At 67.2% G+C, this 18,773-nt stretch carries 18 protein-coding genes and 1 pseudogene; 2 read left to right on the forward strand and 17 right to left on the reverse strand.

All coding sequences use genetic code 11. The features are described from left to right. Nucleotides 1-6: 6 nt before the first annotated feature. The 11 genes from AAIL68_RS04445 to AAIL68_RS04495 all read right to left on the reverse strand — a co-directional run bounded on the left by AAIL68_RS04445 (nucleotide 7) and on the right by AAIL68_RS04495 (nucleotide 10,045). A complete protein-coding gene (locus tag AAIL68_RS04445; RefSeq protein WP_347138346.1) occupies nucleotides 7-453 on the reverse strand; it encodes a hypothetical protein in 447 nt (148 codons plus the stop codon). Nucleotides 454-566: 113 nt separating this feature from the next. Next, entirely contained in the window at nucleotides 567-1,181 is a 615-nt protein-coding gene (locus tag AAIL68_RS04450) for a transferase hexapeptide repeat family protein (protein WP_347138347.1), read from the reverse strand. Continuing rightward, nucleotides 1,181-3,244 carry a phenylacetic acid degradation bifunctional protein PaaZ gene (gene paaZ, locus AAIL68_RS04455; protein ID WP_347138348.1) on the reverse strand — a complete coding sequence of 688 codons (2,064 nt, stop codon included), beginning with the start codon at nucleotides 3,242-3,244 and terminating at the stop codon, nucleotides 1,181-1,183. Before paaZ ends, AAIL68_RS04450 begins: the two co-directional genes overlap by 1 nt. A 31-nt stretch (nucleotides 3,245-3,275) precedes the next feature. Further along, nucleotides 3,276-4,025: a Phenylacetic acid catabolic protein gene (locus AAIL68_RS04460; RefSeq protein WP_347138349.1), complete on the reverse strand. Its 750-nt coding sequence runs from the start codon at nucleotides 4,023-4,025 to the stop codon at nucleotides 3,276-3,278. 7 nt (nucleotides 4,026-4,032) lie between these two features. Beyond that, entirely contained in the window at nucleotides 4,033-5,106 is a 1,074-nt protein-coding gene (gene paaE / locus AAIL68_RS04465; RefSeq protein WP_347138350.1) for a 1,2-phenylacetyl-CoA epoxidase subunit PaaE, read from the reverse strand. Between the two features lie 26 nt (nucleotides 5,107-5,132). Then, on the reverse strand, nucleotides 5,133-5,654 hold the full coding sequence (gene paaD, locus AAIL68_RS04470; RefSeq protein WP_347138351.1) for a 1,2-phenylacetyl-CoA epoxidase subunit PaaD: 522 nt from the start codon (nucleotides 5,652-5,654) through the stop codon (nucleotides 5,133-5,135). Between the two features lie 4 nt (nucleotides 5,655-5,658). Continuing rightward, nucleotides 5,659-6,510, reverse strand: coding sequence for a 1,2-phenylacetyl-CoA epoxidase subunit PaaC (gene paaC, locus AAIL68_RS04475; protein ID WP_347138352.1), 852 nt, complete (start codon nucleotides 6,508-6,510; stop codon nucleotides 5,659-5,661). Continuing rightward, nucleotides 6,510-6,794 carry a 1,2-phenylacetyl-CoA epoxidase subunit PaaB gene (gene paaB / locus AAIL68_RS04480; RefSeq protein WP_347138353.1) on the reverse strand — a complete coding sequence of 95 codons (285 nt, stop codon included), beginning with the start codon at nucleotides 6,792-6,794 and terminating at the stop codon, nucleotides 6,510-6,512. The genes paaC and paaB overlap by 1 nt, the downstream gene beginning before the upstream one ends. A gap of 75 nt (nucleotides 6,795-6,869) precedes the next feature. Continuing rightward, nucleotides 6,870-7,868, reverse strand: coding sequence for a 1,2-phenylacetyl-CoA epoxidase subunit PaaA (gene paaA / locus AAIL68_RS04485; protein ID WP_347138354.1), 999 nt, complete (start codon nucleotides 7,866-7,868; stop codon nucleotides 6,870-6,872). Between the two features lie 14 nt (nucleotides 7,869-7,882). Continuing rightward, nucleotides 7,883-9,088 carry a 3-oxoadipyl-CoA thiolase gene (pcaF, locus tag AAIL68_RS04490; protein ID WP_347138355.1) on the reverse strand — a complete coding sequence of 402 codons (1,206 nt, stop codon included), beginning with the start codon at nucleotides 9,086-9,088 and terminating at the stop codon, nucleotides 7,883-7,885. 123 nt (nucleotides 9,089-9,211) lie between these two features. Beyond that, nucleotides 9,212-10,045: a PaaX family transcriptional regulator C-terminal domain-containing protein gene (locus tag AAIL68_RS04495; RefSeq protein WP_347138356.1), complete on the reverse strand. Its 834-nt coding sequence runs from the start codon at nucleotides 10,043-10,045 to the stop codon at nucleotides 9,212-9,214. 157 nt (nucleotides 10,046-10,202) lie between these two features. On the opposite strand from AAIL68_RS04495, the pseudogene istA reads away from it, so the two are divergent. Both istA and AAIL68_RS04505 read left to right on the forward strand, forming a co-directional pair. Then, nucleotides 10,203-11,018: pseudogene (gene istA / locus AAIL68_RS04500) on the forward strand (IS21 family transposase); the annotation flags it as partial. Then, nucleotides 11,018-11,170: a hypothetical protein gene (locus tag AAIL68_RS04505; protein ID WP_347138357.1), complete on the forward strand. Its 153-nt coding sequence runs from the start codon at nucleotides 11,018-11,020 to the stop codon at nucleotides 11,168-11,170. The pseudogene istA and the gene AAIL68_RS04505, both read left to right, overlap by 1 nt. Nucleotides 11,171-11,208: 38 nt before the next feature. Here the strand turns inward: AAIL68_RS04505 and iolB are convergent, their stop codons facing one another. The 6 genes from iolB to AAIL68_RS04535 all read right to left on the reverse strand — a co-directional run bounded on the left by iolB (nucleotide 11,209) and on the right by AAIL68_RS04535 (nucleotide 18,767). Next, a complete protein-coding gene (gene iolB, locus AAIL68_RS04510) occupies nucleotides 11,209-12,015 on the reverse strand; it encodes a 5-deoxy-glucuronate isomerase (protein ID WP_347138358.1) in 807 nt (268 codons plus the stop codon). A gap of 177 nt (nucleotides 12,016-12,192) precedes the next feature. Further along, nucleotides 12,193-13,104, reverse strand: coding sequence for a myo-inosose-2 dehydratase (iolE, locus tag AAIL68_RS04515; protein ID WP_347138359.1), 912 nt, complete (start codon nucleotides 13,102-13,104; stop codon nucleotides 12,193-12,195). A 12-nt stretch (nucleotides 13,105-13,116) separates the two neighbouring features. Continuing rightward, a complete protein-coding gene (gene iolD, locus AAIL68_RS04520) occupies nucleotides 13,117-14,955 on the reverse strand; it encodes a 3D-(3,5/4)-trihydroxycyclohexane-1,2-dione acylhydrolase (decyclizing) (RefSeq protein ID WP_347138360.1) in 1,839 nt (612 codons plus the stop codon). Nucleotides 14,956-15,017: 62 nt separating this feature from the next. Further along, entirely contained in the window at nucleotides 15,018-16,940 is a 1,923-nt protein-coding gene (gene iolC / locus AAIL68_RS04525) for a 5-dehydro-2-deoxygluconokinase (RefSeq protein ID WP_347138361.1), read from the reverse strand. 21 nt (nucleotides 16,941-16,961) lie between these two features. Continuing rightward, nucleotides 16,962-17,747: a TIM barrel protein gene (locus AAIL68_RS04530; RefSeq protein WP_347138362.1), complete on the reverse strand. Its 786-nt coding sequence runs from the start codon at nucleotides 17,745-17,747 to the stop codon at nucleotides 16,962-16,964. A gap of 3 nt (nucleotides 17,748-17,750) precedes the next feature. Beyond that, nucleotides 17,751-18,767, reverse strand: coding sequence for a Gfo/Idh/MocA family oxidoreductase (locus tag AAIL68_RS04535; protein WP_347138363.1), 1,017 nt, complete (start codon nucleotides 18,765-18,767; stop codon nucleotides 17,751-17,753). Nucleotides 18,768-18,773 lie beyond the last annotated feature (6 nt).

The following is an 18,773-nucleotide window of genomic DNA, read 5'->3' on the forward strand; positions in this document are numbered from 1 at the left end:
CCGCGATCAGTTCGAAAATGCGTCGATCAGGTTGATGACCGCCAGGATCTTCCGGGTGTTGCTGTCCACGCGATAGACGCTGTTGTTGTCCTGATAATAGTCCCAGCCCCTGCGGGATTCGAGGTCATAGCGGCGGGGATCGCGGATTAGGACATAGTCGCGGGTGCGCAGGACATCCCCGACCCGGCTGCCGTATTCGACCGAATGCTTGCGCGCCTGTCCGGGCGGGACGCAGGGCGGGTTCTTCTTGGCAAGGCCGGGGGGGCAATCGGCGACATGGACGGTGCGGTGGCGGCGATCATCCCGGCGGTCGTCCCGATGTCCGCGCGTCTCGGCATGACGGGCATGAGCCTTGCCGTGGCCTTTGCCGTTGCCGGGATCGGCCAGGACCGGGCTTGCCGCGACCGAAGCGGCGATCAATCCGGCGGCTGCGAGGATGGAGGCAAACTTCATTCCGATGCTCCTGAAGAACGGGACCGCGATATAACGCGCAACCGGCTGAAAACACCCATCACATTTTGCCGAACCGGCAACAAAGCGCCGTAGGGTGCGTGCCTGCACGCATCCTACCGTTCGAACCCCTTTCGCGCCATGACCAGAGGGTCGTAGCGCGGCGCCTCGGCCCGGCGGCGGTCCGGCTCGGCCTCGGTCAGCGCCTCCGCCGGGGCCAGCCTCTCGCGCGCCTCGACCGCAAGCTGCTGATAGACGCCGGTGCCCTGCCGCTTCCAGGCGATCTCGTCCGCCGACAGTTCCCGCACGACCTTTGCAGGTGATCCGACCGCGAGGCTGTTCGGCGGGATCTGCGCACCGGCCTTCACGAAGGCCATGGCGGCGATGATGGTGTTCTCGCCCACCACCGCCTCGTCCATGACCACGGCGTTCATGCCGACCATGGCGTTCTTGCCGATATGGCAGCCGTGGAGGACGGCGCCGTGGCCGACATGACCGGATTCCTCGACCACGACATCCTTGCCGGGAAAGGAATGGACCACGCAGGTTTCCTGCACGTTCGACCCTTCGTGCAGCACGATGCGGCCGAAATCCCCGCGCAGGACCGCGCAGGGACCGACATAGACGCCGGGGCCGATGATCACGTCGCCGATCACCACGGCCTCGGGGTGGACGAAGGCCTGCGGGTCGATCACCGGCACGATGCCGTCCCAGGAATAGACCCTCGCCATCACGCGACCTGCGGCCAGGTTTTCGCCACCATGGTCAGCACGTCGTATTGCGCGACCACGGCCCCGTTCTGGTTCGTCACCTGGCAGTCCCAGCGGACCTCTCCGTGACCGGCATTTTCGCGCGGGTTGATCTCCTTGCAGGTCAGGCAGACCTGCAGCGTGTCGCCGAAATAGACCGGGGTCAGGAAGCGCAGGTTGTCCACGCCATAATTCGCCAGCACCGGGCCGGGATTGGGCTCCACGAACAGCCCCGCCGCGAAGGAGGCGATCAGATAGCCATGGGCCACACGGTCGTCGAAGAAGGGGTTGGCCTTGGCGGCATCGCTGTCCATGTGGGCATAGAAGGTGTCGCCGGTGAACTGGGCGAAATGCTCGACATCCTCTTGCGTGACCTTGCGCGCCGCCGTGACCAGTTGGTCGCCGATGCGCAGTTCCGCCAGCGATTTGCGGAACGGGTGGGTGCCCTGCTGGGTGTCCGCGCCCTCGATCCAGCGGCCCGTCACCGCCGACAGCAGGCGCGGCGTGCCCTGCACGGCGGTGCGCTGCATGAAATGCTTGACGCCCCGGATGCCACCCATCTCCTCGCCGCCGCCTGCGCGGCCCGGACCGCCATGGACCAGCGGCGCCAGCGGCGAGCCGTGCCCGGTGGAGGACTTGGCCGAAAGACGGTTGCCGATCAGCACCCGCCCGTGGAAGGGGGCCACGCCCAGAACCACGCGTTCGGCCACGTCCTTATCGTCGGTGAAGACGGACGACACCAGCGACCCGCGCCCCCGTGCGGCCAAGGCGACCGCTTCATCCAGATCGTCATAGGCCATGACGGTGGAGACCGGGCCGAAGGCTTCGCAGTCATGCACGGCGTCGGCTTCGAACGGCTTGTCGGCATAAAGCAGGACCGGGTTCAGGAACGCGCCCTTGTCCGCATCGCCCGACGTGATGCGCACATCGTCGGGATTGCCCGCCACGATCTCGGCCACCGCCTGCAATTCGCGGATGCGCGCCCGCACCTCGTTCCGCTGGCCGAGGCTGGCTAGCGGGCCCATGCGCGTGCCTTCATCCCCCGGCAGGCCAAGTGCGGTCTTGTCCAGACGGTCGCGCAGGGCAGCGATCAGGGCGTCCACCTGGCCGCGCGGCGCGATGACGCGGCGGATGGCGGTGCATTTCTGGCCCGCCTTCGAGGTCATTTCCCGCGCGACCTCCTTCACGAACAGGTCGAATTCGGGCGTGCCCGCCACCGCGTCAGGGCCAAGGATGGTGGCGTTCAGGCTGTCGGCCTCCATCGTGAAGCGGACGGAATGCTGGACGATCGCGGGATGCGTCTTCAGCTTGCGACCGGTATGGGCGGACCCGGTGAAGGTCACGGCGTCCTGTTCGGTCACGTGGTCCAGCAGGTCGCCCACCGATCCGCAGACCAGTTGCAGCGCGCCGTCGGGCAGGATGCCGGTTTCCACGATCCGCCGCACGACCAGTTCGGTCAAATAGGCGGTCTGGCTCGCGGGCTTCACCAGGCAGGGCACGCCCGCCAGCAGCGTCGGCGCAATCTTTTCCAGCATCCCCCAGACGGGGAAGTTGAAGGCGTTGATGTGGATCGCGACGCCATGCAGCGGCGACAGGATATGCTGCGCGCTGAAGCTGTTGTCACGGGACAGCGGCTCCACATCGCCATCGGTCAGCACGCGGGTGTTCGGCAATTCGCGCCGGCCCTTCGAGGCGAAGGTCAGCATGGTGCCGATGCCGCCCTCGATATCCACCCAGCCATCGGCGCGGGTCGCGCCGGTGTGCAGGCTTTCGGCGTAGAACTCCTCCTTCTGCGCCATCAGGGCAAGGCCCAGGGCCTTGAGCATCCCCGCGCGCTCATGGAAGGTCATGGCCCGCAGTTTTGGCCCGGCCTTGGCGCGCCCGTAGTCAAGCGCCGCCGCAAAGTCGATGCCGGTCGAATCGATGGTCGCAACCGGATTCCCGGTGGCGGCGTCCAAAAGGGTCTGCCCTTCTTTCGCGCCGGGCACCCATTCCCCGCAGACAAAGCTTTCCAGGCGGCGCGGGGCGCGAAGCGTGATGGTCATGGCAGTTCCTTTATCGTCAATGGCGCGCGGGTCAGAGACCCAGGGCGGCCAGATGTTCGTTGGTCAGCTTTTCCCAGCGGGCCAGCAGCGCCTCGTTCGGGGTGTGGCGGATGCCGAATCGCGCCTGCGTGGCGTAACGCGCCGACTTTGCCGTCCCGAAGCCCGCCGCGACGCGGGGGCGCCAATAGGCAAGGCTGGCCTGCACGTCGGACTGCCCGCCGTTCTCGACGATGCGGGCCAGGCCTTCCAGACCCAGTTCGGCATGGCGCGCCTCGCGCGGGGCGATCTCGCGGAAGACCTCGGCCAGGGGGGCATAGGAGACGCGGGTCAGTTCCGTCATCTGCACGCCTGTCGCCAGCCCTTGCAGGACGTTCATCACCACCGCATCGGTCCAGCCGTTGATCGGGTAATGGAAGACCGACAGCCGCATGTCGCCTTCGCGGCGCGTGGCGCCCAGGTCGGTGTCGCGGTCCACGCGGGCAGCCCAGTCGTGCTGGGTCTGGTAGCGGCGCGTATCCGTACCGAAATCGCCCATGACCGCCAGCACGCGTTCGGCGTGGTCGGCCTTTTCCAGCGTGATCCGGCTGGCGGCGATGCGTTCGCGGATTCCCGGAGCGAAGTTGATGGAGGATGCGAAACCAGCAGAGGCCGCCAGTTCGCTGTCCACGAAGGACGACATCAGCCGCAGCAGCTCTCCGCGATAGCGGGCGGGCACGTTGCCGGGCGCGGTCAGGACACCGCCCTGGGCCAGATAGTCCTCGATGTTCATCGTCTCAGACATGGGCGCCTCACTCATCATAGGTCACGACAACGCGGTCGGTCAGCGGATAGGCCTGGCAGGACAGGACATAGCCCGCGCGGACCTCATAGTCCTCAAGCGCGTGGTTCACTGCCATCTCCACCTCGCCTTCCAGCACCTTGCAGCGGCAGGTGGAACACACGCCCGCCTTGCAGGAATAGGGCGCGTCCATGTTGCTGGCGATGGCGGCGTCCAGGATCGTCTGGCCTTCGCGCGGCATGGAAAAGCTGCGGGTGGCGCCGTCCAGCGTGACGGTGGCCTGCGTTCCCTCGCCCGCCTCGGTGGCTTTCGACACCGGGCGGGCCTTGGCGCGGCCCGGCTGGCCGCTGGCGAACAGCTCGAACCGGATCTGGTCGTCGCGCAGCCCGTGGTCGCGCAGCGACTGCGCCACGGTCAGCATCATCGGCTCGGGCCCGCAGATGAAGGCCGCGTCAACAGATTTCGCGTCGATCCAGCGGTCGAACAGCGCGGTCATCTTGTCGGCGTCGATGCGGCCGGTGAACAGGTCGATCTCCTGCGCCTCGGACTCCAGCACATGCAAAACCGAGAAGCGGCCGAGATAGAGGTTCTTCAAATCCTCAAGCTCCTCGCGGAACATGATGCTGCTGATCTGGCGGTTGGCATAGACCAACGTGAAGCGCGACCTGGGTTCGCGCCGCAGCACGGTCTTGACGATGGACAGGACGGGCGTGATCCCCGACCCTGCGGCAAAGCCCACGTAGTGCCGCGCCGCCTGCGGATCCAAAGGCATGGAAAACTTGCCCATGGGCGGCATCGCCTCGATCTCGTCGCCGGGCGCCAGGTTTTCGTTGGCCCAGGTGGAGAAGGCCCCGCCATCGACGCGCTTGATGCCCACCTGCAGACAGCCGTCATCGACGCCCGCGCAGATGGAATAGGACCGGCGCAATTCCTCGCCATCGAAGCTGCGGCGGAAGGTCAGGTATTGGCCTTGGGTAAAATCGAACAGCGCGCGGTCTTCGTCGCGCGGGGCCAGCGTCACCACGACCGCATCGCGGGTCTCGCGGCGCACATCGGTGACCTTCAGGGGCAGAAAGCGTGCCATCGGGGTGTCTTTCCTTGGGCGTGCAGTCAGATGCACTTGAAATAGTCGAAGGGTTCCAGGCAGTCGGTGCAGCGATAGCTGGCCTTGCAGGGGGTCGAGCCGAACTGGCTGACCTTTTGCGTATGGGTCGATCCGCAGCGCGGGCACTGGATGGTCAGGTTGTTGCCCATCAGCCGCGACACGCGCCCCGCCAGCACCCCCTCCGCCGCCGTGCCGTCCACCGGGGGCGCGATGCCATAGGCGCGCAGCTTCTCGCGCCCTTCGGCGGTGATCCAGTCGGTCGTCCAAGCGGGGGCAAGCTGGCGCTTCAGTTCCACCTTCTCGATGCCGTGGGCGCGGAGCGCGGTTTCGATGTCGAGGTTGATGATGCCGGTCGCGGGGCAGCCGGAATAGGTCGGCGTGACCGTGACGACCAGCGTATCATCCCGCCACTCGACATCGCGGATGATGCCCAGGTCGGTCAGGCTGATGACGGGGATTTCCGGGTCCGGCACCTGCGACAGCCATTCCCAGATCCGGTCGGTATGGGGCAGCGTGGTGACGGACATGGCATCACCACCTGGCGCCGGGATAGGCGCGCTGCAGGAACTGCATCTCGGCCAGGATATAGCCCAGGTGTTCGGTGTGGATGCCCTTCTTGCCGCCCTTGTGTTGCCAAGCGCCTGTGGGCGCGGCCAGCGTGGCCTCGTCCAGGACCGCCGCGACGGTCTTGTCCCACGCGGCTTGCAACGAGGACGGCAGGGGCGCGATGCCCGCATCGGCCATGGCCTGGTCAACGGCATCGTCCACGAACATCTCGCCCGTATAGGACCACAGCTTCGTCAGCGCGGCCTGCATCCGCTGACGGCTTTCGTCAGAGCCGTCGCCCAGCCGGATCACCAGATCGGCGGAGCGTTCCAGGTGATAGGCGACTTCCTTCTCTGCCTTGGCGGCAATGTCCGCCACGCGGCTGTCCGAGGATGTCTTCAGCGCCCGCAGCAGTTCGATATGGAAGGCGTCGAACAGGAACTGGCGCATCAGCGTCACGCCGAAATCGCCGTTCGGCAGTTCCACCAGCAGCAGGTTGCGGAAGGCGCCCGCGTCGCGCAAGTAAGCCAGCGCGTCGGCATCGCGGCCCTTGCCCTCGACTTCGGCGGCAAGGCCCAGCCACAACCGGCACTGGCCGATCAGGTCAAGCGCCTGGTTGGCAAGCGCGATATCCTCCTCCAGCGCGGGCGCATGGCCGCACCATTCGGACACGCGGTGGCCCAGGATCAGGCAATTGTCGCCCATCCGTTGCAGGAACTCCACGAATTCCGGTTGGCCCGCATCCGGAGCGGGCACCGTCACATGGCCGCTGTCAGACAAGCCCTGACCGGCAAGCGCGGTCAGGTTCGGGGTGGTCATGTCGGGAAGGGACGGCATCACATATGCCCCACTTCGTCGGGAATGTCGAAGAAGGTCGGGTGGCGATAGACCTTGCTGTTCGACGGATCATACAGTGGCCCCTTCTCGGACGGGCTGGAGGCCGTGATGTCGTTCGATTTCACCACCCAGATCGACACGCCTTCGTTGCGGCGGGTGTAAACGTCGCGGGCATTGCGGATCGCCATTTCCGCATCAGGCGCGTGCAGGCTGCCGACATGGCGATGGTTGAGGCCGTGCTGACCCCGGATGAAGATTTCCCAAAGCGGCCATTCGCTGGACATGATGACTCCTCCCAGTGCTGCGGGGATGTGGCGGGCAGAGGCGGGCACCCATCCGTAAAGGACTGGCGCCCGTCGTTATTCGGCGGCGTGGCGGGCGGCGCGGGCGCGTTCGTCGGCCTTGGCGGCGTGGGCCATCAGCCCGTCGCGGAACCAGGCGCCATCCTCCCAGGCCTTGACGCGGGCGCCCAGGCGTTCGGCGTTGCAGGGGCCGTTCCCGGCGATCACGGCGAAGAACTCGGACCAGTCGGGTTCGCTGAAATCATAGCCGCCCTTGTCCTCGTTCCATTTCAGGTCCGGGTCGGGGACGGTCAAGCCCAGGTATTCGGCTTGCGGGACGGTCTGGTCCACGAATTTCTGGCGCAATTCGTCATTGGTGTTCATCTTGATCTTCCACGCCATAGACTGCGCGGAATGGACCGAGGCCTTGTCCGAGGGCCCGAACATCATCAGCGCCGGATACCAGAAGCGGTTGAGCGCGTCCTGCGCCATCGCCTTCTGTTCCGGGGTGCCCGCGCACATCTTCATCATGATGTCATAGCCCTGCCGCTGGTGGAACGATTCCTCCTTGCAGATGCGGATCATCGCGCGGCTATAGGGCCCATAGGACGTGCGCTGCAGCGGCACCTGGTTCATGATCGCCGCGCCATCGACCAGCCAGCCGACCGCGCCCATGTCGGCCCAGGTCAGCGTGGGATAGTTGAAGATCGACGAATACTTCATGTTGCCGCTGTGCAGCTTTTCCAGAAGCTCGTCGCGGCTGACGCCCAAGGTTTCGGCGGCGCAATACAGATACAGGCCGTGCCCCGCCTCGTCCTGGACCTTGGCCAGCAGGATCGCCTTGCGTTCCAGCGTGGGGGCGCGGGTGATCCAGTTGCCCTCGGGAAGCTGGCCCACGATCTCGCTATGCGCGTGCTGACCGATCTGGCGGATCAGCGTCTTGCGATAGCCTTCGGGCATCCATTCCTTCGGCTCGATCTTCTCGTTGCGGTCGATGCGCTCCTGAAAGGCGATCTCCTCGGGCGTCATCTCCTCGCGGGACTTCGAACCTTCGGATTTGACCATCTGTGCATACATGGCAGTTCCCCCCTTCAGACGCGTTCGATGATGATGGCGATGCCCTGGCCCACGCCCACGCACATGGTGCAAAGCGCGTATCGTCCGCCGCTGCGGATCAGTTGGTACATCGCGGTGGTGACAAGCCGGGCGCCGGACATGCCCAGCGGATGGCCGATGGCGATGGCCCCGCCATTCAGGTTCACGCGCGGGTCGTCGTCGGCAAGTCCCAGGTCACGAAGCACGGCCAGCCCCTGTGCAGCAAAGGCTTCGTTCAATTCTATCACATCCATCCGGTCCAGCGACAGGCCCGCGCGCGCCAGAACCTTGCGCACGGCAGGCACCGGGCCGACGCCCATGATGCGGGGTTCCACGCCCGCCGCCGCCATGGCGATGATCCGCGCCTTGGGGGTCAGTCCCTGCGCCCTGGCCGCTTCCTCGGACAGGATCGCAAGCGCGGCCGCACCATCATTCACACCGGATGCGTTGCCCGCCGTCACCGTCAGGTCGGGGCCGTTCACGCCGCGCAGCTTGGCCAGCGTTTCCACCGTGGTGCCGGGACGGGGGTGTTCGTCGGTGTCCACCGTGACATGATCGCCCTTTTTCTGCGGGACATGCACCGGCACGATCTCGTCGCGAAAGACGCCCGCCGCCTGCGCGGCAGCCCAGCGGTCTTGCGACCGGGCGGCAAAGGCGTCCTGGTCGGCGCGGCTGATGCCGTAATCGGCGGCCACGTTGTCGGCGGTTTCGGGCATCGAGTCCGTGCCGTAAGCCTTGCGCAGCGCCGGGTTCGGGAAACGCCAGCCGATGGTGGTGTCGTAGACGGCATTGCTGCGCGAAAAGGCGGTTTCCGCCTTGGGCATCACGAAGGGCGCGCGGGTCATGCTTTCCACGCCCCCGGCCACCATGAAGTCGCAATCGCCCGCCCGGATCGCGCGTGCCGCCATGCCGATGGCGTCCATGCCCGACCCGCAGAGCCGATTAACGGTGGTCCCCGGCACGCCGATCGGCATCCCCGACAGCAGCACGGCCATGCGGGCCACGTTGCGGTTATCCTCGCCCGCCTGGTTGGCGCAGCCCAGGATCACGTCGTCCACGGCGGACCAGTCCACATCGGGATTGCGCGTCATCAGCGCCTGCAACGGAAGCGCGGCCAGATCGTCGGCGCGGATCGTCGCCAAGGCACCGCCATAACGGCCGACCGGCGTGCGGATCGCGTCGCAGATGAAGGCATCAGGCATGCAAGACCCCCTTGGAATGTTCAGATGGCGGCGATGATTCTCCCAATTCACCGACCGATTGGTCAGCTTATAGCAGGTGACACATTACATCGCCAAGAGAAATGTGGATGATGATGTAATGTTTCAAGCCAGGGCGGCCAGCCTTGCCTGCGTCCGGGCCGTGACCTTGGCCAGCGGCCCGTCCTCCCCTTCCATCACTTGGGCGATATGCGCCTCGGCCAAGGGGGTCAGGGCGGTGTAAAGATCGCGGAACAGCGCCTGCGCCCTGGTTCCCGGCCAGTCGCGCGGCAAGGCATCCGGCGGCAGGCCGGGGTCGCGCAGCAGCACGCCGCGATACAGATGAACCAGCAGCAGCCGGGCGATCAGCGCATCCTCGGGGGCAAGGGCCGGACCATCGGCCAGCGGCCCGAAGCGGTCCAGCACGATGCGATACCCGGCAGCCAGCGCGTCCAGATCCCAGAAGGCGGCGAGGTCCGGCAGATGGTTCATTCCGGCCACCGGCACCCCGCGCAGAACCAGGCCCCCGGTCGCCGGCAATTCGCCCCGCGCGGGGCAGAGCCACAGGTCGCCCCCCATCCGGGCCATGCGGTAGCGGCGGGCCAGATCCTCGGGCATGTCGGGGTCCAGCACCACCAGCCAGTCGCCCGAGGGCTGGTGCCGCGCATAAAGCAGCCGTGCGGCATCGGCAAATTCCGCGCGGGCCGAGGGTGCCAGGCGATAAAAGCTGCGCCGCCCCACCCGCTCGCCCTCCAGCCGTCCCGCAGCCACCAAGCGCGACACGGCGGTGCGGACCAGGTTTTCGCGGATGCCGATGCGGGCGCAGATCGCGATCAGGCTGCCGATCCACAAGACCTCGCCGCGCGGCACGACCACGTCGCCATAGACGGTGACGATAAAGGATCCGGCCGTCAGCGGCAGGTCATCTGTCAGCGCTTCGACAAGGGAGGTGCGGGACACGGGTTATCCTGATCCTTGCCACGGTGTCCCTTCGGATAATCCGGCGGCCGGCAGGAAGTCAAACAGCCAGCCCCTGCCCCGGTCTTCCGCCGATGGCGGTCCCGTCCCAGACCGTTCCTTCTGCAAGGCCACCGGATGTGGATTGCCAAGGAGCTTCCGCGTGCATCTGTTTGTCGGCACCCTCGGCTACTCGCGCCGGATGCATATCCGTCCGTCGCTCCGCGAGCGGCAGATGGATTGGTTCGAAGGTATGGAGGAGACCTTTCTGCACTTTGGAGGCGTGCCAACCGAGATCCTGTTTGACAACGCCAAGGCCTTGGTCGAGCACCATGACACGGCAACGCGAGAGGTCCGGTTCAACGGCCGGCTTCACGCTTTCGCCCGCTACTGGGGCTTCAAGCCGAAGGCCTGTGCTCCCTATCGAGCCCGCACAAAGGGCAAGGACGAACGCGGCGTCGGCTATGTGAAGCACAATGCGATCGCCGGACGGCGCTTCCCGTCCTGGGGCGCGTTCGTTGCCCATCTTGACCAGTGGAACCGAGAGATTGCCGATCAGCGTGTGCATGGCACGACCGGCGAGTTGCCGATCGCGAGGTTTGCCGATGAGGCCGGCGCGCTGCGCCCCTTGGGCAGCCGTGCTCCGTTCGGTCAGTTGCGCGATCTGATCCGCAAGGTTCGTCCCGACTGCGCAATTGACCTTGATACCAACAGCTACTCGGTGCCCTCGCGCCTGGTCGGCGAGACCGTGCAGGTCATGGTCATTGCTGGCCGCGCAATCGTGCGTCACGCCGACGACGTTGTGGCCGACCATCCCGTCTGCGAGAGCCGCCGCCAGCGGATCACCGACAAGGCGCATCTGATCGGGCTGATTGGTAACGGGCCGGGCCAGAAAGAACCGACGCCGAGCATCCAGGTACCTGCCTTGCTGCGTCCGCTTGCCGAGTATGAAGCGGTTGTCGGAGGAGGCTGGTGATGACAGCGGTTGATCACGAAACGCTGGTGGCAATGCTCGACCGGTTCAAGCTGACGTCAATCCGGGACCAGCTCGATACCTCTGAGGAGCAAACTCGTTTAGAACCTCAATGCTGCCGACGCCGGGCAGCGTTTTTTCGCGGCGTGCCTTGACTACGGCACCCGCCATAGCGCACAGGCTGCCCCCCGCCTCACCCGTCCCCTGCGATGACGCTTTCGACCTCTGGCGCGGCGACGAAGCGCCAGGCGCGGCGCGGGCCTGCCATGACGTTGAGGTAGTAGAGCTCGAACCCATGCGGGGCGCCGCAGGGGTGGTGGCCGCGCGGGACCAGCACCACGTCGCCGTCCCTGACCGCCATCACCTCGTCGAGCGAGCCGTCATCGGTGTAAACCCTTTGCACGGCCCAACCATCCTTGGGGTTCAGGCGGTGGTAGTAGGTTTCCTCCAGATAGGTGATGCGGGGGAAGTCGTCCTCGTCATGGCGGTGGCTTGGGTAGCTGGACCAGTTGCCGGCGGGCGTGAAGACCTCGGTCACCAGCAGGCTGTCGCACCAGTCCTCGGCCTCCATGGCGATGTTGTTGATCCAGCGGGTGTTGGGCCCCGTGCCCCGCTGCGTGAGCGTGATTCCGTCCGGCCCGATGCGGCGCGCGGGATGCCCGCCCCGGCCCGGCGCGGTGCAGACGGCGATGGTGCAGTCGGTCGCGGCCTCGGCCCGCCAATCCTGGCCGTTGGGGACATACAGGCAATGCGGCGGGGTCTTTTCGAAGACATCCATGCGGTCCCCCAACTCGCCCCAGTCCTGGCCTGCGGCCTGGATGCGGGCCTTGCCCTCGACCATCACCAAGATCGCCTCGTTCCCGCCGGTGGCATCGGTCGCCGTCTCGCCCGCGCGCAGGCGGTGGAGCGTGAAGCCCACATAGCGCCAGCCCGCCGATTGCGGCGTGATGCGGTGGACCTCGCCATGGCTGCCGAAGGGTCTGCGAAGAAGGTTGGGCATCGGGGTCTCCTCGGGTGGGGGCGCAACGGGCGCGCGCTGCCTGTTGCGCGGGAGCGGCGGGCAGAGCCGCCTGGGCCAGCAAATGCTGGGTCTTGCGCGGCACGGGCGGTGCGGCGCGGGTGCACGGGCCGTACACAGCCCGTACACCGGAATCGCCGCCGGGACGGCGGGTTCCGCTCAGGCCGCCGCCGCGCGGTCCAGTCCGGCTTCGCGCGCTGCGGCCTTGAGCGACTTCAGCCCCAGCGACTGGTATTCCAGCGGGTTCCGCTTGTCGGGATCCTGCTCGGCCTCGATCACCAGCCAGCCGTCATAGCCGCTCTCGGCCAGGATGCGCAGCAGGGGCACGAAGTCGATGGCGCCTTCGGGATCGCCCGGCACGGTGAAGGCCCCGGCCAGGACGCCTTGCAGGAAGGACAGGTTCTCGTCGCGGACCCGCTGCGTGACGGGGCGGCGGATGTTCTTGGCGTGGAAATGGGCCACGCGGGCGGCGTGCTTGCGCAGGACCGCCTCGGGGTTGCCGCCGCCGAAGGTGCAGTGGCCCGCGTCGAACAGCAGATGCGTGGCGGGTCCGGTGGCGGCCATGAAGGCGTCGATCTCCTCGGGCGATTCCACGACCGTGCCCATGTGGTGGTGATAGGCAAGCGTGATGCCCTGGGAGGCCAGGTAGGCCGCGAAGGCCTCGATCTTGGCGCCGAAGGCTGCCATCTCCTCTGCGTCCAGGCGCGGGCGATCGTTCACCGGCACGCCGGGATTGCCATGCACGGTGTTCGAGCATTCGCAGGCGATGCAAACCGTGCAGCCATTGGCCTTGAGCTTGGCCAGATGCGGCTGGACCGCCGCGATCTCGTCCTCGACGCTGCCCACCAGCAGGTTGGTCGAATACCAGCCCGAGATGAACTTCAGCCCATACCCTCCCAGCAGTTCCTTGAGCGCCTGCGGGTCGTCGGGCCAGCGATGGCCGTTCTCGATGCCATCGAAGCCGATCACCTCGCCCGCCTCGTGCAGGATCTGCTCGGTCGGGATATGGGCGCCGATGGTCTGGTCGTCGTCATTGGCCCAGGCGATGGGGTTGGTGCCATAGCGGATCATGGGTGTCTTTCCTCAGTTCACCAGCCGCGCGCGGGCGGCGTTTTCCAGATAGGTCTGATAGGCCTCGCGCAGCCGGTCCGTGCCGCCCACGGCGGGCACGGCCACGTCCCACCAGTGGCCGGCCTCGTCCGTCAGGCCATGGGCGGGGCCGTCCTTGGCGGTGGTGTCGATCACGATCACCGTGGGGATTGGGCGGTTCCGCGCGGCAGCGATCTGCGCCTCAAGCTCGGCGATGCCGCTGGCCTTGACGGCATGGGCGCCCATGGAGCCCGCATGGGCCACATAGTCGATCTGCGGCTGGTCCTCGACGTTGCAGTTTGCATACAGGTTGTTGAAGGGTTCGCCCCCGCAGACCTGCTGCAGGCGGTTGATGCAGCCGTAGCCCCGGTTGTCGGTCAGGACCACCGTGAAGGGGATCCGCCGCATCACCGCCGTGGCCAGCTCGCTGTTGGCCATCATGTAGCTGCCGTCGCCCACGAAGCAGATCACCTCGCGGGAAGGCAGCGCCAGCTTGATCCCCATGGCGCCCGCCACCTCGTAGCCCATGCAGGAATATCCGTATTCCATGTGGTATCCGCCCTGCGCGGGCTGCCACAGAAGCTTCAGCGCGCCGGGCATGGTGCCGGCGGCGCACATGGCGATGGCGTCGGGGGCGGCGCGTTGGACGGCGCCGATTACCTGGGCGTCGTTGGGAAGGTCGTTGCCCGGTGCGGGCGCGGCGCAATGGGCATCGACGGCGGCCAGCCAGGCGGCGCGCGGGGCGGGGTCGAACGCGGCCGTGTGGTCGCCAAGCGCCGCCGTCAGCTTCTCCAGCGCCACGCGGGCGTCCGACACCAGCGGCACCGCGCCATGCTTGGCCGCGTCGTATCCATGGACGTTGATCGACACGAGCTTGGCATCCGCCGCGAACATGGTCCGCGAGCCGGTGGTGAAATCCTGCAACCGCGTGCCGACGCCGATCACCAGATCCGCGTCCCGCAAGACCGCGTTGGCGGCGGCGGATCCATCCACGCCCGATGCGCCGAAGTTCATCGGATCGCCTTGCGCCAGCGCCGACTTGCCCGCCTGCGTCTCGGCCACCGGGATGCCGTGGCGGGCGGCAAAGGCCGACAGCGCCGCTTCGGCCCCGGAATAGATCACGCCCCCGCCCGCGACGATGGCGGGGCGTTTGGCCGCGCGGATCAGGTCCGCCACCTCGGCCAGTTCCTGCGCGTCGGGTTCCGGGCGGCGGATGCGCCAGATGCGTGGCTCGAAGAAGGCCTCGGGCCAGTCGTATGCTTCCGCCTGCGTGTCCTGGCAAAAGGCGAGGCAGACGGGCCCGCAGTTCGCCGGATCGGTCATCACCCGCAGCGCGCGGGGCAGCGCCGTCAGCAGTTGCTCGGGCCGCTGGATGCGGTCGAAATAGCGCACCACCGGGCGGAAGCAGTCGTTGGCGCTGACGGTGCCGTCGTCGAAGTCCTCGACCTGCTGCAGGACGGGATCGGGGCGGCGCGAGGCGAAGACATCGCCCGCGATGAACAGCACCGGCAGGCGGTTCACATGGGCCAGCGCCGCCGCCGTCACCATGTTGGTGGCACCCGGCCCGATGGAGCTTGTCACGGCATGGGCGCGGCGGCGCTTGCTGGCCTTGGCATAGGCGATGGCGGCATGGGCCATGGTCTGTTCGTTCTGGCCCCGCCAGGTCGGGAAGGCGTCGCCGATGCCGTGCAGCGCCTCGCCGATGCCCGCGACGTTGCCATGGCCGAAGATCGCCCAGCAGCCTTCGACGAAGCGCTCGCCATCTTCCGTCATCTGCACCGACAGCCAGCGGACCATGGCCTGCGCCGCCGTCAGCCTGATCGTTCCGCTCATCCCTGCACCTCTTGCCTGTTCCGTCATGGCGGAGCCCGTGTCGCCCCTGCTCAGCGGCCGGTTCATGCCGCCACCTGCGCGCCCGCGCGGGCCTTGTCCCAGATGCCGCAAAGGCGGCCATAGCGCCGCGCCATCTCGGCCACGGCCTCCTCATCGGTCAGGTCGCCGTCCAGCCAGGCGCGGGCCACCGCGCCGAAGATGGTCCGCCCGACCGCAAAGCCCCGCACCAGGGGATAGCTTGCGGCGACCGCGAAGCTCTCGGCCAGTTCCGCCTCTGGCGCATCGAGGCCCAGCACCACGATGCCGCGGGTGTTGGGGTCGTTCTCCTCGATGGCGGCGATGGCCTTGCGCCAAGCGACAGGCGAGGTCATCGGCTCCAGCTTCCACCAGTCTGGATACACGCCAGCCGCATAGAACTGCCGGATCAGCGTGGCGGTGGTCTCGTTGTCCACCGGGCCGACCTTCGACGGGATGATCTCCAAGAGGAACTCAAGGTCGTTGCGGCGTGCGGCCTGGAACAGGCGCTTCACCGTCTCCTCCTGCCCGGCGCGCATGGCCGCGTCGTCGTCCGGGTGGCAGAAGCACAGAACCTTGACCACGTTCTCGCGCGCCCAGCCTTCCAGGCCGCCGCAGTCGAGGCCCAGGTCCGGCTCCAGTTCCAGCGGCCGCGATCCGGGCCATTCGGCGGGCCGCCCGATCCAGAGGCCGGTGCCGGATGCCGCGTGCAGCGCGTCCCGCCCGATGCGGTTGTCGCAGAGGATGCCGTATCCCGCCTTGCCGCCCTGCACCTGCAATGCGGCCTTCAGGCACAGCTCCTTGAAGGCGCCGCCCTTTTCCAGCGTGTAACCCGGCATCTGTTCCAGCTGCATCCGGTGGTCGAAGGCAAAGACCCGCATCGTGGACCAGTCGCCCCCGGTGCGCCGCTGGCGGTTCGTGGCCCAGTGGACCTGTTCCAGTTCCGCGTCATTGCGCAGGTCGGGGCGGATGACGCCGCGCTTGAGGAAGAACTCCAACTCGGCCAGCGAGGGATAGGCGGGCGTGCAGCCGTGGCGGCTGACGGCCAGGGCGCCGCAGGCATTGGCGTATTCGAGGGCCTTCGGCCAGGGCTCGCCGTCCAGCCAGCCCTTCATCAGCCCGGAAAAGAAGCCGTCGCCCGCGCCAAGGACGTTGAACACCTCGATGGGAAAGCCGGGGCCGGTTTCGCCCTCATCCAGCGTGTCGGGAATGGCGCCGGTGAAGGCCACCGCGCCCGCAGCACCCCGCTTGCAGACCAGCGTGGCCGGCGTGATCGCGCGCACATTGCGCAGCGCCGTGATGGTGTCGGTCGAGCCGCCCGCGATGTGGAACTCCTCCTCGGTGCCCACGATCAGGTCGAACAGGTGCAGCGTCGCCTGCAGCCGGGCCGTCACCGCCGCGCTTTCCACGAAGCGGCTTTCGCCCGCGCCATGCCCCGCCAGACCCCAGAGGTTCGGGCGATAGTCGATGTCGAGCGCCGTGCGCGCGCCGTGCCTGCGGGCCAGTTCCAGCGCCTTGATGACGGCGGCTTCCGTGCGGGGATGGCTCAGATGCGTGCCGGTCGCCAGCACCGCGCGGGCCTCGGCGATCAGCGCCTCGTCGATGTCGTCCTCGCAGAGCGCCATGTCCGCGCAGTCGGCCCGATAGAAGATCAGCGGGAACTGCTCCTGATCCCGGATGCCCAGGATCACCAGCGCCGTCAGCCGCTCGGGATCGGTCGCGACGCCGCGCACATCCACGCCCTCGCGCACCAGCTGCTCGCGGATGAAGCGGCCCATGTGCTCGTCGCCCACCCGCGTGATGAGGCCCGAGCGCAGCCCGAGCCGCGCCGTCCCGCAGGCGATGTTGGTGGGGCTGCCGCCGATATACTTGCGGAACGACCCCATGTCCTCAAGCCGCCCGCCCACCTGCGCGCCATAGAGATCCACGCCCGCGCGGCCAATCGTCAGAAGGTCAAGGGTCTTGGTCATGGGATCGGTCCTTGTCTTGGGTCAAAGCTGCGCGGAAACGAAGGCCATGCTGTCCTTCAGCGCCCCCTTGGGGTCGGCGGCGTCGTGAACCTCGGGCGCGAAGGGCTCGAAGCTGAAGGGGCCGTCATAGCCCGCCTCCAACAGGGCCCGGATCTGGGGCAGGTTTTCCAGCCGGTCCTGGTCATCCACCAGCACGCGATGCGCGTCCAGCATGTCGGCCACCGACACGTCGGGATGGATCACGCCCGAGATATGGACGAGGCCGGTCCAGTTCGGGAAGAGCTCGGTTTCCCCCGCCAGATGGTGGTGGAAAGTGTCGTGGACCAGCTTGTAGGTGCCCTCGCCCCCCGCCGCCTGGATGGCGCGGATCGCCTCGGCCTTGGTCCGCAGGGACGAGATCGGGAAGCCCAGCGGTTCCACCAGCCCGGTCAGGCCGCGCGTGTCGAGGATCGTCTTCATGGCCCGCAGCGCGCCCACCGTGCGGTCGAACTCCACGGGCGTGCCGTCGTTCAGCGGGCACATGACAAGCGCCTTGGCCCCGCAGGCGGCGGCATAGTCGGCCATGTCCTCGGCCCGCGCGGGCAGGTCGCCCGCCCAGACATTGAAGGGATAAAGCGCGTTGATCGAGACGATGGTGACGCCCGCCTTCCCGGCCTCGGCCTTCACCTCGGCGGGATCCCAGGTGCCGACGATGTCGGGCAGGTCGTTGCGGATCTCGACCTCGGTCGCGCCAAGCGCGCGGGCGGTGGCGAAGAAGTCGGGCAGCGACAGTTTCGGCGCGGCGATGTGGTTCAGGGCAAAGCGCATGGATCAGCCTTGGGCGTAAAGGGCGGGGCGGTCGGGATAGGTGATGGCGATCATCTCGCCCTCGGCTTCCTGCGCCTTGACGCAGGCGTCAGAGGTGACAGCGGCCATGTAGCCATCCCAGGAGGTCGGGCCGGATGCCGTGCCCTGCGCAGCGGCCTTGAGGAAGTCCTGCAGTTCCACGTCATAGGAGGCCACGAAGCGGTCCTTCCAGTCGGTCAGGATCGGGTTTTGCAGGCTGGCGTTCAGGCGCGTCTGGATGGCCATCGGCTCGGGCAGTTTCGCAATGCCGTCCTCGCCCACGACCTCGCACTGGATGTCGTAGCCGTAATGGCAGTTCACGAAGATCTCGGTGTCGATCACCGTGCCCTTGGCCGTCACCAGCGTCACGATCTGCGGGTCGCGCAGCTTCGCATGGCTGCGCACGGCAGAACGCGGGAAGGTCACGCGGGCCGAGACATAGTCGTCGTCCAGCAGCCATCGGAACACGTCGATCTCGTGGATCAGCGTGTCGTGGATCGCCATGGGCGTGGTATAGGCTTCCGGCACGGTCGGGTTGCGATGCGCGGCATGGACCATGATCGGTGCCCCGATCTGCCCGTCCACCACCTTCTTCAGCGCAGCGTAGCCTTCGTCGTAGCGGCGCATAAAGCCGACCTGCACCAGCCGCTTGCCGTGCGCCACTTCGGCATCGACGATGCGCTTGGCGCCCTCGGCGGTCGTGGCCAGCGGCTTTTCGCAGAAGCAGGGCTTGCCGGCGGCAATGGCGGCCAGGACATATTGTTCATGCGTCGCGCCCCAGGAGGTGACCAGCACGGCATCGACCTGGTTGGATGCGATCAGGTCCTCGCCCGTCTCGAAGACCGTCGCATCGGGGGCGATGTCGGCGCGGGCGGCCTCGGCAGAGGCGCGGTTCACGTCCGACAGCGCGGTGATGGTGCCGCCCGACAGCACCTGGTTGATGCGGCGCGCATGGTCGCGGCCGATGGCTCCGGTGCCGATGACACCAATTCTGACGGTCATGTTGGG

The sequence above is a fragment of the Paracoccus sp. SSK6 genome, assembly GCF_039770665.1.
In the GTDB taxonomy this organism is placed as follows: domain Bacteria; phylum Pseudomonadota; class Alphaproteobacteria; order Rhodobacterales; family Rhodobacteraceae; genus Paracoccus.